Genomic DNA, 14,903 nt, shown 5'->3' on the forward strand with positions numbered 1-14,903 from the left:
CGCGACGGTGTCCGAGAAATCGCACCTGTTCACCATGGTCCCGCTCGCCTGGTCGCTGGCCGCGGCCGGCCACGAGGTGCATGTCGCCAGCAACCCCGCGCTGACCGAGTCCATCAAGAGCACCGGGCTGACGGCCGTCTCGGTCGGCAAGGACCACAATCTCCACGAGATGCTGACGCAGAACCGCGAGTCGCTGGAGAACCCGCTCTCCGACTGGTCCACCCCCGAGCTCGATCAGCACTCCTGGGAACAGGTGCTGATGAAGTTCAAGATCAGCGTGATGTTCGCGTACCAGACCTACAACGACTGCATGGTGCACGAGCTGGTGGACTACGCCCGCCACTTCCAGCCCGACCTGGTCATCTGGGATCCGGTCACCTACGCGGGCCCGGTGGCCGCCCGCGTCGTGGGCGCCGCCCACGCCCGGCTGCTGTGGTGCGTCGACATCTACGCGAAGATGCGCGAGGTGTTCCTGGCCCGCCTCGCCGAGCAGCCCGAGGAGCGCCGCGAGGACCCGATGGCCGACTGGCTCGGCTCCATCCTCGCCCGCTACGACCGCACCTTCGACGAGGAGGTCGTGGTCGGCCAGTGGACCATCGACCAGATCCCCAGCAGCCTCCAGCTGCCGCTGTCCCTCCAGCGGGTCCCGGTCCGCTATCTGCCCTACAACGGCCCCTCCGACATCCCCGGCTGGCTGCGCGAGGCCCCTGAGCGGCCGCGGGTCGTGCTGACCTCCGGGGTCTCGGCGCGGGCGGCCCTGGGCGGTACCTTCATGCCGGTGGCCGACATGATCGACACCCTGGGGAGCATGGACATCGACGTGGTGGCCGCGCTGCCGCCCGAGGAGGTCGAGGCGCTGGAGGTCCCCGCCAACACCCGTATCGTCGACTTCGTTCCGCTGCACGCCCTGCTGCCCGGCGCCTCGGTCCTCATCCACCACGGCGGCTTCGGCTCCTGGGGCACCGCGCTGGCGAGCGGCGTACCGCAGTTCATCCCCACCATCCGCTACGCCGACTGGTGGAACAAGGGGACCACTCTGCACGAGGCCGGTGCCGGACTCGTCGTCCACGCCTCGGAGTTGACCGCCGAGGTGCTGCGGGAGAGCGTCGAACGGCTGCTGAAGGACGCGTCGTACAAGGAGGCCGCCGAGCGGCTGCGCGAGGAGAACCTGCGCACCCCCACCCCGCACGACGTGGTGCCGGTGCTGGAGAGGCTCACCGTGGAGCACGGCCGATGAAGGTGCGCGAGCTGGCGGTGTCCGGCGCCTACGAGTTCAGCCCGGACGTCCACCGCGACGAACGCGGCGCGTTCGTCGCCCACTACACCGAATCGGCCTTCTCCGCGGCCGTCGGCCATCCGCTGCGCCTGGGCCAGAACCACCACAGCGTCTCCCGGCGCGGCACCGTCCGCGGGGTGCACTACGCGGACGTACCCCCGGGCCAGGCCAAGATGGTGACCTGTGTCAGCGGCGAACTCCTCGACTTGGTCGTGGACTTGCGGGTGGGCTCGCCCACCTTCGGCCGCTGGGACAGCGTGCGTCTCGACCCCGTCTCGTACCGGGCGGTGTATCTGGAGGAGGGCCTCGGCCACGCGTTCATCGCGCTGCGGGACGACACCGTGGCGGCCTACCTCAACTCGGAGGAGTACAACCCGGGCGCCGAGCACGAGATCGACCCCTTCGACCCCGCGCTCGGCTTGCCCTGGCCCAAGGACCTGGAATACCTGGTCTCCGCGCGCGACCGGAACGCCCCCGGGCTGGCCGAGGCCGAACGGGCCGGTCTGCTGCCGTCCTACGAACTCTGCCGGGCGCTGCACACCCGGCGCGGCTGAGAGCCCGGCGTACCCCCATCCACCGATCGGTTGATGCGGCCGATCGGCCGGTCGGTGGAGGGAGGATCAGCCCGGTGGGCAGCCGATGGGCCGATCCCCCGGGGATATCCGCTTCCTACGGTGGAAGAGTGAAAGAACCGAGCGAGGAGGACCCGGGCCGATGCCGCTGATCGAGGTCAGTAACCTGCGCAAGGAGTACCGCAATCACGTGGCGGTACAGGACGTGTCCTTCTCCGTGGAGGAGGGCGAGATCTTCGGCATCCTCGGCCCCAACGGCGCGGGCAAGACCACCGCCGTGGAGTGCATCGAGGGCATGCGCAAGCGCGACGGCGGCGAGATCTCCGTGATGGGTCTTGACCCGCTGAAGGACAAGGACCTCGCCGAGCTGCGCGAGTCCATCGGCATCCAGCTCCAGCAGAGCGAACTGCCCCCCAAGATGAAGGTGTGGGAGGCGCTCGAGCTCTACAGCACCTTCTACCGCGACCCCGTCGACTGGCGCGAGCTCATCAAGGACTGGGGCCTGTCCGGCAAGGCCGACACGGCGTACGGATCGCTGTCCGGCGGGCAGCAGCAGCGGCTGTCCATCGCGCTCGCCCTCGTCGGCAAGCCCAGGATCGCCGTCTTCGACGAGCTGACCACCGCGCTCGACCCGCACGCCCGGCGCGAGACCTGGAAGCTGATCGAGAAGGTCCGGGAGCAGGATGTGACCGTGCTGCTGGTCACCCACTTCATGGAGGAGGCCGAGCGGCTCTGCGACCGGATCGCCATCATCGAATCCGGCCGGGTCGTCGCCCTCGACACCCCCTCCGGACTGGTGTCCCGGGTCGATGAGCAGCAGATCATCCGCTTCAAGCCGTCCGTCCCGATGGACGACGAACTGCTCGCCTCGCTGCCCGAGGTGAGCAGTGTGACCCGGTCCAAGTCCCAGGTGACGGTGGTCGGCAAGGGCAATGTGGTCTACGCCGTGATCTCCGTCCTGGCCCGCAATCAGATCGTGGCGAACGAACTCCGCCTGGAACAGGCGAGTCTCGATGACGCCTTCGTCGCCCTGACCGGCTCCAAGCCCGCCAACTAAAGCCGCCGAGGAGACTTCTGCCATGTCCGGGCGCACCAAGCTCACCTACGTCGAGAGCAAGCTGTTCCTGCGCGATCCCACCGCGGTGTTCTTCGTCATCGCACTGCCGATCATGCTGCTGGCCATCTTCCACTTCGTCACCACCAAGTCCGACGACGACGCCGCCACCAAGGCGTCGATGGCCGCGTTCGTCCCCGCGATGGCCATGTCGCTGTGTCTGACGATGCTGGCCCTCAACCTGCTGCCCACGACCCTCGCGACCTACCGCGAGAAGGGCATCCTGCGGCGCATGGCCGCCAGCCCCATCCACCCGGGGAACCTGCTGCTCGCCCAGCTCTTCATCAACCTGGTCACCGCGGCGGTCTCCGCGGTGCTGGTGCTCATCGTCGGCAAGACCGCCTTCGACACCAAACTGCCCGGTGACGTCCCCGCCTTCCTGGTGAGCTTCGTCCTGGGCACCTGGGCGCTGTTCTCCATCGGCCTGGTGATCGCGGCCGTGGCGCCGAGCAGCAAGTCCGCCACCGCGATGGGCCTGTCCCTGCTGTTCCCCAGCCTCTTCTTCGGCGGCGCCTTCCTCCCCAAGGAGGACCTGCCGGAGACGGTGTCCACCATCGGCGACTACACCCCGCTGGGCGCCGCGCTCCAGGCGCTGCGCGACTCCTGGGAGAACCAGTGGCCGCAGACACTGCACCTGACCGTCCTCGGAGTGATCGCGGTGGCCGCCACCGCGGCCGCGGCCAAGCTGTTCCGCTGGGAGTGAGGTGAGCGCGTCCAAGGACGACGGCGGACGGTGGGAGCGGCACTCCGACATCCTGTTCGGAGGGCTGCCCTACCTTCTGCTGTTCCTGTCCACGGCCCTGAGCCTGGTCCACGGCCCGCCACCGGCCCGGCGGCTGCTCACCACGCTCGGCCTCGCGGCCGTGGCCGCCGTCTGGATCCTGGGCACCTACACCCTGCCCACGGGCCGCCGCAGCAGACAGCCGTACGGCACGGTGCGCACGGCCGTCTACTTCGCCGGGCTGCTCGCCCTCTCCGCCGCGCTGATGGCGCGGGACCAGGTGTTCATGCTGTTCGCCGCCACCGGGTTCCTCCAGGCGCTGGTGCTGCTGCCGACCGTCTGGGCGCTGGTGTCCGTGGCGGCCACCTCGTTCGTCGTCAACACCGTGCCGGACGGCTTCCCCCGGGCCACGACCGGCGCGGTGGTCGGCTATCTCGCCGCCATCGTCTTCCAGACCGTGGTGATCGGCTGGATCAACCTGCTGTCGAGCCGGCTCAACGAACAGCACCAGCGGCGCAAACGGACCGTGGCCGAACTCCGCTCCGCACTCGCCGAGAACGCCGGACTCCACGCCCAGCTGATCACCCAGGCGCGTGAGGCCGGGGTGCTCGACGAGCGCCAGCGGATGGCGGGGGAGATCCACGACACCCTCGCCCAGGGGCTGGCCGGCATCATCCGGCAGCTGGAGGCCGCCGAACACGCCGAAGGCGACCGCGAGGTGTGGCGCCGCCATCTCGTCGCCGCCAAGGACCTGGCCCGGGACAGCCTCGCCGAGGCGCGCCGCTCGGTCCAGGCGCTCCGCCCCGAGCAACTGGAGTCCCGGACCCTGCCGGACGCCCTGGAGTCGCTGGTCGAGGGGTGGTCACAGGAGCGGGAGCCGAAGGTGGCGTTCGCGACGACCGGGGCCGCCATCCCGCTCCACGCCGAACTGGAGGCCACCCTCTACCGGGTGGCGCAGGAGGCCCTGGCCAACATCGCCAAGCACGCCCGTGCGTCGAAGGTGGGCATCACCCTGTCGTACATGGAGGACGTGGTGGTCCTCGACGTACTCGACGACGGCGTCGGATTCGACCCCGCGGCCGCCGAGGCCGAGGCGGGCACCTCCGGCGGCCACGGCCTCGGGCTGGTGGCGATGCGGCGCCGGCTGGGCCGGGTCGCCGGTACGTTGGACATCGAAAGCGCCCGTGGCGAGGGCACCGCCATCAGCGCGGCCGTCCCCGTGATCCCCCAGGAAGCCGGTGCATGAGCGGAAACACCCCCAGCGGAAACACCCATGGCGGCGACACCGCCGGCCCCATCCGCATCCTCATCGTCGACGACCACCCGGTGGTCCGTGACGGGCTGCGCGGAGTGCTGGAGCGGGACCCCGACTTCATGGTGATCGGCGAGGCCGGTGACGGCGCCGAGGCCGTCGAGCTGTACGAGCGGCGGCCGGCCGATGTGGTCCTGATGGATCTGCGCATGCCCCGGATGGGTGGGGTGGAGGCCATCAAACGGCTGCTGCGCGGCGACCCGGAGGCCCGGATCCTGGTGCTGACCACCTATGACACCGACAGCGACGTCATGGGCGCCCTGGCCGCCGGGGCGACCGGCTATCTCCTCAAGGACACCCCGCGCGAGGAGCTGACGCGCGCCGTGCGGTCCGCCTCCTCGGGCCAGTCCGTCCTCTCGCCCGCGGTCACCGGACGCGTTCTCGGCCAGGTCCGCAAACCCACCCAGGGCCCGCTGAGCGACCGTGAACTCCAAGTGCTCCGGCTTATCGCCGACGGGGCCACGAATCGACAGGCCGCGGCGGCATTGTTCATCAGCCAGGCGACCGTCAAGACGCATCTTCTGCATGTCTACGAGAAACTCGGGGTGAAGGATCGCGCGGCAGCGGTCAGCGAGGCCCATAAACGACATCTATTCGAATGACGCCGCAGGTCGGGGCCGTTATAGGGGTGCCCGATAGGGGTGGACGAGGGTAGGGGTTGTTCCGCTCGAAGCGGCGCCAATACGGTGGCGATATGGGCCACATCCGAGATCGGCAGGCCGTTGTCATCGGCGGCACCGGATTCATCGGGCGACATATCTGTAGAGCTCTCGCCAAGCGCGGATATGAAGTCCTGGCAATCGCGAGAAAACCCGCCGAACCCATTCCCGGAGTCGGTTTTTCGGCACTTGACGCGGTATCCGCGCCGAGCGAGGACATCGCCCGGGCGGCACGGTCCGCCGATCTCGTCGTCAACGCCGCGGGCGACAGCTGGGAGGGCGACGAGGCGAGCATGACGGCCTCGCACATCCCGCTCGTGGACCGGCTGGTGGACGCCGTGGCCACCCTCCCCAGACGGCCGCGGCTGGTCCATCTGGGCTCGGTGCACGAGTACGGCCCCGTCCCCGACGGCACGGCCATCGCCGAGGACCACCCCACCGCCCCCCGCACCCCCTACGCCCGCACCAAGCTCGTCGGCAGCCGGATCGTCCTCGGCGCCGCCGACGCGGGCCGTATCGACGGCTGCGTGCTGCGCGTCACCAACGTCTGCGGACCCGGCACCCCCCGGGGCAGCTTCCTCGGCGGGCTCGCCCACCGGCTGCGCCACACCACCGAGGACGCCCCGCTCGCCGTCACCCTCGTCGACGACCGGCGCGACTTCATCGACGTCCGGGATGTCGCCGAGGCCGTGGTGCTGGCCGCGAGCAGCCCGGTGACCGGCCGGGTGCTCAACATCGGGCAGGGCGACGCCTTCAGCATGCGCGAACTGGCCTGGCTGCTGATCGCCGCCTCCCAGGTCCCCGGCCGTCTGGTGCGCGAGGAGAGCGGCGCCGTGCACAGCAAGGGCGGCAGCTGGACCCAGGCCGACATCCGCCTCGCCCGGCGGCTCATGGGCTGGTCGCCGAAGGTGGCCCTCAAGGAATCCCTCCACGACCTGTGGGCCGCCTCCGCCACCTCGAGCCGACCGGCTGCCGCGGCGGCCCGTACCGAAGGACACTGATGCAGTACAGCTATCTCGGCCGCACCGCCCTCAAGGTGAGCCGACTGTGCCTGGGCACCCTGAACCTCGGGGTCAGGGCGAGCGACGAGGAGAGCCACGCGATCCTGGACACCGCCCTGGACCGCGGGGTCAACTTCATCGACACCGCCAACCAGTACGGCTGGCAGAAGCACAAGGGTTACACCGAGGAGTTCCTCGGCGGCTGGTTCGCCCAAGGCGGCGGCCGGCGCGAGAAGGTCGTACTGGGCACCAAGGTCTTCAACCCGATGACCGACTGGCCCAATGACTCGGGGCTGTCCGCCCGGCACATCATCGCCTCCTGCGAGGACTCGCTGCGCCGGATGGGCACCGACTGGATCGACCTGTTCCAGATGCACCACATCGACCGCCACGCCCCGTGGGAGGAGGTGTGGCAGGCGATGGAGACGCTGACCCGGCAGGGCAAGGTGCGCTACGTCGGCTCGTCCAACTTCGCCGGCTGGCACATCGCCGAGGCCCAGGAGGCCGCGGCCCGCCGCCACTTCCTCGGCATCGTCTCCGAGCAGAGCGTCTACAACCTCGTCACCCGCCATATCGAACTGGAGCTGATCCCCGCCGCCCAGCGGTACGGGGTCGGGGTGCTCGCCTGGTCACCGCTGCACGGCGGGCTGCTCAGCGGGGCGCTGCGCAAGCTCGCCGAGGGCACCGCGATGAAGACCGCGCAGGGCCGGGCCGCCCAGGCGCTGGAGGTCCACCGGGACGCCGTCGCCGCGTACGAGAAGCTGTGCGAAGGGCTCGGCGCCGACCCGGCCGAGGTGGGTCTTGCCTGGGTGATGGGACGCCCCGGCATCACCGCGCCGGTCATCGGGCCGCGCAGCCTGGACCAGCTGACCGGGGCCTTCAGGGCCATGGAGCTGACGCTGTCCGACGAGGTGCTGGCCGAACTGGACGTGCTCTTCCCGCCGATCGGCAACGGCGGCCCCGGACCGGAGGCGTGGGCGTGGTGAGCACGCTCCAGGAGCGGCTGATCCGCTCCGCCGCCACCGTCGACAGCTCGGTGACCCTGCTCGCCGACTTCCAGCGCTGGTTCCGCGAGCGCGTCGACGCCGACGAGTCCCGGATCGAGATCATCCCCTTCGAGGCGATGCGCGGCTGGGACTTCGCACCGGACAGCCACAACCTCGTCCATGAGACCGGCCGGTTCTTCACCGTCGAGGGCATCCGGGTGCGGATGCCCGGGGCGCCCGTGGAGGAGTGGCGCCAGCCGATCCTCCACCAGCCGGAGATCGGCATCCTGGGCATCCTGGTCAAGGACTTCGACGGCGTACCGCACTTCCTGATGCAGGCCAAGATGGAGCCCGGCAACCACGGCGGGCTCCAGCTGTCGCCCACCGTCCAGGCCACCCGCAGCAACTACACCCGGGTGCACAAGGGCCGGGCGGTGCCGTATCTGGAGTACTTCCAGCGGACCGAACGGCACCGGGTGCTCGCCGACGTCCGCCAGTCGGAGCAGGGCAGCTGGTTCTTCCGCAAGCGCAACCGCAACATGCTGGTCGAGGTGGCGCCGGAGACGGACGTCGAGGTGCGCGACGGCTTCCGCTGGCTGACGCTGGGCCAGCTGCACCATCTGCTGGCCGTGGAGGACCTGGTGAACATGGACGCGCGCAGCGTCCTGGCCTGTCTGCCGCACTCCCCGCTGGACCCCGGGGAGACCTTCCCGGCCGCCGGATCACACGGGACCGCCGAGCCGGAGCGGCAGGGGCGGCACACGCTCCACCGCGACGCCGACATCCTCAGCTGGATCACCGGACTGCGCACCGAGCGCGAGGTGTTCACCGAGCGGATACCGCTGCGGGAGACCACCGGCTGGCACCGCGGCGCCCACCGGATCTCCCATGAGAGCGGGCGCTTCTTCAGCGTGATGGCCGTGGACGTGACGGCGGGCGGCCGCGAGGTCGGCGGCTGGACCCAGCCCATGATCGAGCCCCATGGACCGGGCGTGGCGGCCTTTCTGCTGGCCCACGCCGACAAGGTGCCGCATGTGCTGGTGCAGGCCCGCGCCGAACCCGGCTATACGGACGTGGTGGAGCTGGCCCCCACCGTGCAGTGCACCCCGCGCAACTACACCCATCTGCCCGAGGGGGCCACCCCGCCGTTCCTCAAGGAGGTGGTGGAGGCACCGGCCGAGCGGGTGCGGTTCGACACCGTGCTCTCCGAGGAGGGCGGCCGCTTCTTCCACGCCTTCAACCGCTATCTGGTCGTGGAGACGGAGATGACCGCCGTCCCCGAGGAGCCGCCGCACTACCGTTGGATGGCGGTGCGTCAGCTGCTCGACCTGATCCGCCACAGCCATTACGTCAACGTCGAGGCCCGCACGCTCATCGCCTGTCTGCACTCCCTGGCCGTATAGGGGGGCGCCTAGGGGGCGCGACCCGGGCGGAGCTAGGGGTTATTCGGATCGTGGCCGCTGCCATAGCCTCCGGGACACAGAGTGCCCGGAGCGGTACATCGGAGGACATGTCATGCAGGACATCATCAGCGCCGTGCTGGCAGAAAACGCGGTGGCCGCGGACTTCGCCGCCTTGGACCTTCCCGAGTCCTACCGGGGCGCGGTGATCCTCAAAGAGGAATCCGAGATGTTCGAGGGCATGGCCACCAAGGACAAGGACCCCCAGAAGTCCCTCCACATCCGCGAGGTGCCCACGCCCGAACCGGGGCCGGGCGAGGCGGTCATCGCGGTCATGGCCAGCGCGATCAACTACAACACCGTGTGGAGCGCCATCTTCGAGCCGCTGCCGACCTTCGGCTTCCTGGAGCGCTACGCACGCACCGACGACCCCGGAGCGGCCCGCCACGACCAGCCCTACCATGTGCTCGGCTCCGACCTGGCCGGTGTGGTGCTGCGCACCGGGCCCGGGGTGCGCCACTGGAAGCCGGGCGACCGGGTGGTGGCCCACTGCCTGTCCATCGAACTGCGCTCACCGGACGGCCATGACGACTCCATGCTCGACCCCGAGCAGCGCATCTGGGGCTTCGAGACCAACTACGGCGGGCTCGCCGAGCTCTCGCTGGTCAAGGCCAACCAGCTGATGCCGATGCCCGCCCACCTCACCTGGGAGGAGGCCGCGTCCTCCGGACTGGTCAACTCCACCGCGTACCGGCAGCTCGTCTCGCGCAACGGCGCCCAGATGAAACAGGGCGATGTGACCCTCATCTGGGGCGCGGCCGGTGGCCTCGGCTCGTACGCGACCCAGCTGGCCGTCAACGGCGGGGCGATCCCGGTGTGCGTGGTCTCCGGGCGGCGCAAGGCCGAACTGGTCCGCTCCATGGGGGCCGAGCTGGTCATCGACCGGGCCGAGGAGGGCTATCGCTTCTGGAAGGACCCGACCACGCCCGACCCCAAGGAGTGGAAGCGCTTCGGGTCCCGGATCCGCGAACTGACCGGCGGCGAGGACCCGGACATCGTCGTGGAGCACCCCGGCCGGGAGACCTTCGGCGCCAGTGTGTATGTGGCGCGGCGCGGCGGAACGATCGTCACCTGTGCCTCGACGTCCGGCTACCGCCACGAGTACGACAACCGCTATCTGTGGATGGCGCTCAAGCGCATCATCGGCACCCACTTCGCCAACTACCGGGAGGCGTGGGCCGCCAACCGGCTGATCGAGAAGGGGATGGTGCACCCCACGCTCTCCAAGGTCTATCCGCTCGACGCGGTCGGTACGGCCACCCAGGACGTCCACCGCAACCGCCACTCAGGGAAGGTCGGCGTGCTGTGCCTGGCCCCGGAGGCGGGGCTGGGGGTACGCGACCCGGAGCTGCGCGAGCGCCATCTCCCGGCCATCAACCGCTTCCGGCGGAACTGAACCGGTTCAACGGGCGGTAACCGGGCGGTGGTTGGCAGGGCCAGGTTCAAGGCCGCGGCCAATGGGCGTCACGGCTCGCCCCGGCGCGGCGGGGCCGTGCTGCCCCGCGGAGTGAGCGCCGGGGTGGGGGCCTGATGGGCGCGGGGGGCCGCCTGGTCCAGGACTTCGAACAGGCGGTGCGCCACCTGCGCCCCGTAGCCGAAGACATCGTGGCTCATCGCCGACAGCGTGGGGTGCGTCAGCTGGCACAGCTGTGAGTCGTCCCAGGCCAGCAGCGAGACATCGGCCGGCACCGAAAGCCCCATCTCGGCGGCGACCGAAAGCCCCGCCACCGCCATGATGTCGTTGTCGTACAGGATCGCCGTGGGCCGGTCCGCCGAGGCCAGCAGGGCACGCGTGGCCCGTGCCCCCTCCTCGCCCGAGAAGTCCGTGGCCAGCGTGCGCCCCTCGCCCAGCCCGGCCTCCCGTACGGCGGCCTCGAAGGCGGCCTTACGGATCGTGGTGTGCCCCAGCCCGGGGGCCCCGCCCACCCGCGCGATCCGGCGGTGGCCCAGCGCCACCAGATAGCGCACCGCCTCGGTGACCGCCGTGGCGTCGTCCGTCCACACCGAGGTGAACCCGTCCGCGAGCGAGGGGTGCCCGGCCACCACGGCGGGCAGGCCGAGCCGCCGCAGCGCGGGGACGCGGGGGTCGCCGTCCCGCAGATCGACCAGGATGGACCCACCGACCTGCCGCCCCCGCCACCACGCCTCCTGGACCGCGATCTCCTCGCGCACATCCCGGACCAGCCGCAGCAGCAGCGAGCAGGACCGCTCGACCAGCACGCTCTCGATGCCCGAGACGAACTCCATGGACCACGGTTCGAGGCCCAGCGTCCGGGCCGGACGGGCGATGGCCAGACCGACCGTGTCCACGCGGGAGTTGGACAGCGACCGGGCGGAGAGATGGGGTGACCAACCGAGTTCCCGGGCGGCGGCGAAGATGCGGTCCCGGGTGGCCCGGGAGACCCCGGGCCGGTCGTTGAAGGTCAGCGAGACCGCGCCCTTGGACACCCCGGCCCGCGCCGCCACATCCCGGATGGTGACGCGCCGCGGCGGCTCCGTCCCGGCCTCGCTGTCCATGCCACCGCTCCCCGCCGTGTCCGTCCCCTGTGGACCGCCACACGATAGCGCGTCGGTAAACCGGTCCAGTCGGGTGCGGTCGGCTCGAAGAGCTCGGGTGCGGCGGTCAGGACCGGGACGGCACCACCGGCCGCCAGGGCGCGAACGGACCCGCCCCGCGCGGCAACACCCCGGCCAGCTGCGGGCAGTGCCAGACCGCTTCCAGCCGCACCGATTCCAGCCGCGCGACCGCGTCCGGGCCGGGGGCCAGCCCCTCGAAGGAGCGGAGCGGGGAGGTGCCCAGCCGGGCCCGGAAGTCGTCATACCGGGGCACGCCCCGCCGCCGGGCCCGCGCCAGATCCACCACGTGGTCGCACAGCTCGACGCCGTCCGGGAGCAGCGGATGCGTCCGGTAGACCGCCATGAACTCCTCGGCGAGCGCGAACGGCATCTCGGGGCTCATCCCGGTGGCGAGGATCTCCGTGATCCGCTCCACCGTATGGATCTTGGCGATGAGCGCGGAGACCACCAGCCGGGCCGCATGGTGCGCCGACTCCTCGCTCATCGTCGGATGGGTGCGGCACAGCGCCTCGCGGACCGCGTCGTGCTCACGGGCGAAGAGCGTGTGCATGGCGCCGAGCCCCAGCCACCAGGTGTTGGCCGGGCCGATCGGCGGCGCCCCGCCCCTGCCCGGCGGCAGATGGCCGTCCTTCAGGCGCAGCCCGCCGCCGGAGGCGGCCCCGGCCACGTCCCTCCGCGCCACGGCGGGATACGAGCGCGCCACCCGCGGTCTCTCCCCGGCCGGTGCCGGGCGCCGCGGCGCCTCGGGTGCGTCGTCCCCCTCGACGAGGCCGAACCGGCGCAGCGACCGGCCCAGCGCCGCCGCCGGGTTGAGCAGCCCCAGCGGCGCCGGCAGCCGATGCCAGGGCACCCAGCGGTCCACCAGGCCGAAGGCCGCCCGCACCGGCAGGTCGAAGGCGGCGCGCACCGGGACGGGCAGCAGCGCGGTGGGCCGCTGCTCGGCGGCGGGGAAGCGCGGGCCGAGCCGGTGCGCCGCGGCGGCCTCGTACGCGGCCTTGCGGGCCCGGTTGAGGTTGCCGAGCGGACGGAACTCCTCGGTGGTGTGCCAGGGGTTGAACGTCAGCTGTTCCACCCGGCGGGCCGTCGAGCGGGCCCGGGCGCCGTCCAGGTCCTGGCGCGGCACGGTGAGCACCGCGACCGGGACGACCGGCGCGTCGCTCTCCCGCCACTCCACCGAACCGTCCTCGACGGGGGTGCGGCGGTCGTCCAGATAGCGCTGTACGCACAGCTCGAAGGCGATGTCGCCGGTGGCCAGCCGCATCGCCAGCTCACGGTGGAGATAGTCGGGGTCGCCGCCGTCGGGCGGCGGAGCGGGGGTGCCGCCGGGAGCCGGACGCAGCTGGTAGCGCACCGGACCGGCCGGGCCCCACAGGATCGCGCCCCGGCTCCAGAAGGTCTCGCGGGCCAGCGAGCCCACCGTGTGGCGGGTGGCGATCCGCATGTTGCGGCGCATCCGGTCGGCGGTGGCCCAGCCGACTGCCAGCGGCAGCCGGACGAAGAGCCCGAACGCCTTCTCCACGGTGCTCCCCGCGCGCGCCGTGGCCTTGGCGAAGGCGACGAACTCATGCGCGTCGGCGGCGTGGGACACCGGGAAGCTGGTGGCCAGCAGATCGTGGGTCTCCTCCGGACCGGCCTGGACCCGTACCGCCAGCCGGCGCAGATCGGGCGTGGCGCCGTACCCCTCGGAGCCGCTCGCGCTGGACAGCCGCACCACGGCCGGGTACTCGGCGCCCGGCCGGGCGTATCCCACGCACAGCTCCGGCGGAAGGTCGTCACGGAACCGAAGCCGGGCGTTCTCCACGCCCAGCGCCGCCTCACCGTGGAAGGCGAGCGGCGGCCGCGGGGCGCCCGAGCCGTCGGTGCCGCCGGTGTCGCCGGAGTACCGCCGCATCCGCATCAGCTCGTGTGCCAGCTTCTGGAAGCGCAGCCACTCGGCCTCGGGGCTGCCGCCCTCGTACGCCTCATGGCCCTCGTACGCCGCGCATCCCGTCCCGCCCGCCACCCCGAGCCGTGCCGCCTCGCCGCGTACGGACTGCTGTCCGGTGTTGACCATGGGGAACGCTCCGTACGAGGCAGGCAGGGACGATGGGGAACAAATGAGACGCTAAGGGAGGGCGTGCGGGGCCGCAGCCCGGAGCGGTGCGCCGGGGGGAACCGGTCGCCCGGGGCGCCCCGGGTGGTTCCGCTCCGGCCTGCGGCACACTGGTGGCATGCCGGAGCTGCCCGAGGTGGAGGCCCTCAGCGCGATCCTGGCCGAGCGCGCCGCCGGCCGGGAGATCGCCCGCGTCCTCCCCGTCGCGGTGAGCGTCCTGAAGACCTACGACCCGCCGCTGAGCGCGCTCGAGGGCCGCACCGTCGCGGCCGCGTCCCGCCACGGCAAGTTCCTCGACCTGGCCACCGACGGTCCCCATCTGGTGGTCCACCTCGCCAAGGCGGGCTGGCTGCGCTGGCGGGACGGACTCCCCGAGGCCCCGCCCCGGCCCGGCAAGGGCCCGCTCGCGCTGCGGCTGCTCCTGGCCGGTCCTGAGCGCTCCGGCTTCGACCTCACCGAGGCCGGGACGCGCAAGGGGCTCGCGGTGTACGTGGTCCGCGACCCGCGGGAGGTCCCCGGAATCGCCCGGCTGGGCCCGGACCCGCTGGACGACTCCTTCACCCTTGAGGCGTTCGCCGGGCTGCTGCGCGGCGTACGCCACCGGATCAAGGGGGTGCTGCGCGACCAGAGCGTCATCGCCGGGATCGGCAACGCCTACTCCGACGAGATCCTGCACGCCGCCAGGATGTCGCCCTACCGGCTCGCCTCGGACCTCACCGAAGCGGAGATCGCCGGGGTGTACGAGGCGATGGGCGCCACGCTGCGCTCCGCCGTCGAGCGCTCCCGCGGCCTGGCCGCCACCGACCTCAAGGGGGAGAAGCGCGGCGGTATGCGGGTGCACGGCCGCGCCGGGCAGCCGTGTCCGGTGTGCGGGGACACCGTCCGCGAGGTGTCCTTCCGCGACTCCTCGCTCCAGTACTGCCCCACCTGCCAGACCGGCGGCAAGCCGCTCGCCGACCGGCGGCTGTCCCGGTTGCTCAAGTGACAGCTCAAATAGCTGCTCAAGCGGCAGCTCAAGCGGTTGCTCAAGTGGCTGGCTCAAGTGGCGTACCTGCCGGGTTCCGCCCCAAATGCCGCCCGGCGCCCGTTAGTTGAACCGCCGCTCTTGACCCGGGGAGCTCCGGGCCGCCATA

General features: G+C 71.4%; 13 protein-coding genes. 11 read left to right on the plus strand and 2 right to left on the minus strand.

Annotation, left to right across the window (positions count from 1 at the left end):
- Positions 1-7: 7 nt before the first annotated feature.
- The 10 genes from ACJX2R_RS43670 (at position 8) to ccrA (ending at position 10,497) form a co-directional block, all read left to right on the plus strand.
- Positions 8-1,237: an activator-dependent family glycosyltransferase gene (locus tag ACJX2R_RS43670; protein ID WP_413104592.1), complete on the plus strand. Its 1,230-nt coding sequence runs from the start codon at positions 8-10 to the stop codon at positions 1,235-1,237.
- A complete protein-coding gene (locus tag ACJX2R_RS43675) occupies positions 1,234-1,830 on the plus strand; it encodes a dTDP-4-dehydrorhamnose 3,5-epimerase family protein (RefSeq protein ID WP_413104593.1) in 597 nt (198 codons plus the stop codon). The genes ACJX2R_RS43670 and ACJX2R_RS43675 overlap by 4 nt, the downstream gene beginning before the upstream one ends.
- 160 nt (positions 1,831-1,990) lie before the next feature.
- Positions 1,991-2,905, plus strand: coding sequence for an ABC transporter ATP-binding protein (locus tag ACJX2R_RS43680; RefSeq protein ID WP_413104594.1), 915 nt, complete (start codon positions 1,991-1,993; stop codon positions 2,903-2,905).
- Positions 2,906-2,927: 22 nt separating this feature from the next.
- Positions 2,928-3,665 carry an ABC transporter permease gene (locus ACJX2R_RS43685; RefSeq protein ID WP_037962594.1) on the plus strand — a complete coding sequence of 246 codons (738 nt, stop codon included), beginning with the start codon at positions 2,928-2,930 and terminating at the stop codon, positions 3,663-3,665.
- A 1-nt stretch (position 3,666) separates the two neighbouring features.
- Positions 3,667-4,929 carry a sensor histidine kinase gene (locus tag ACJX2R_RS43690; protein WP_413104595.1) on the plus strand — a complete coding sequence of 421 codons (1,263 nt, stop codon included), beginning with the start codon at positions 3,667-3,669 and terminating at the stop codon, positions 4,927-4,929.
- Positions 4,926-5,597 carry a response regulator gene (locus ACJX2R_RS43695; protein ID WP_413104596.1) on the plus strand — a complete coding sequence of 224 codons (672 nt, stop codon included), beginning with the start codon at positions 4,926-4,928 and terminating at the stop codon, positions 5,595-5,597. Before ACJX2R_RS43690 ends, ACJX2R_RS43695 begins: the two co-directional genes overlap by 4 nt.
- A gap of 92 nt (positions 5,598-5,689) precedes the next feature.
- Positions 5,690-6,655, plus strand: a complete 966-nt coding sequence (locus ACJX2R_RS43700) for an NAD-dependent epimerase/dehydratase family protein (RefSeq protein ID WP_262702422.1) — start codon at positions 5,690-5,692, stop codon at positions 6,653-6,655.
- A complete protein-coding gene (locus ACJX2R_RS43705) occupies positions 6,655-7,641 on the plus strand; it encodes an aldo/keto reductase (RefSeq protein WP_413104597.1) in 987 nt (328 codons plus the stop codon). The genes ACJX2R_RS43700 and ACJX2R_RS43705 overlap by 1 nt, the downstream gene beginning before the upstream one ends.
- Positions 7,635-9,044, plus strand: coding sequence for an NDP-hexose 2,3-dehydratase family protein (locus ACJX2R_RS43710; RefSeq protein ID WP_413104598.1), 1,410 nt, complete (start codon positions 7,635-7,637; stop codon positions 9,042-9,044). Before ACJX2R_RS43705 ends, ACJX2R_RS43710 begins: the two co-directional genes overlap by 7 nt.
- 112 nt (positions 9,045-9,156) lie before the next feature.
- Entirely contained in the window at positions 9,157-10,497 is a 1,341-nt protein-coding gene (gene ccrA / locus ACJX2R_RS43715) for a crotonyl-CoA carboxylase/reductase (RefSeq protein ID WP_413104599.1), read from the plus strand.
- Positions 10,498-10,565: 68 nt separating this feature from the next.
- Here ccrA and ACJX2R_RS43720 read toward each other — a convergent pair whose 3' ends face one another.
- The gene (locus ACJX2R_RS43720; protein WP_413104600.1) at positions 10,566-11,618 is read right to left on the minus strand and encodes a LacI family DNA-binding transcriptional regulator; all 1,053 of its coding nucleotides are present in this window, start codon (positions 11,616-11,618) and stop codon (positions 10,566-10,568) included.
- A gap of 106 nt (positions 11,619-11,724) precedes the next feature.
- The gene (locus tag ACJX2R_RS43725) at positions 11,725-13,731 is read right to left on the minus strand and encodes a peroxidase family protein (protein WP_413104601.1); all 2,007 of its coding nucleotides are present in this window, start codon (positions 13,729-13,731) and stop codon (positions 11,725-11,727) included.
- A 157-nt stretch (positions 13,732-13,888) separates the two neighbouring features.
- Here ACJX2R_RS43725 and ACJX2R_RS43730 point away from each other — a divergent pair, with 157 nt between their 5' ends.
- The gene (locus ACJX2R_RS43730) at positions 13,889-14,755 is read left to right on the plus strand and encodes an Fpg/Nei family DNA glycosylase (RefSeq protein WP_413104602.1); all 867 of its coding nucleotides are present in this window, start codon (positions 13,889-13,891) and stop codon (positions 14,753-14,755) included.
- The last annotated feature ends 148 nt before the right edge of the window (positions 14,756-14,903 follow it).

The organism is Streptomyces sp. Inha503 (assembly GCF_047215865.1).
In the GTDB taxonomy this organism is placed as follows: Bacteria; Actinomycetota; Actinomycetes; order Streptomycetales; family Streptomycetaceae; genus Streptomyces; species Streptomyces lycopersici.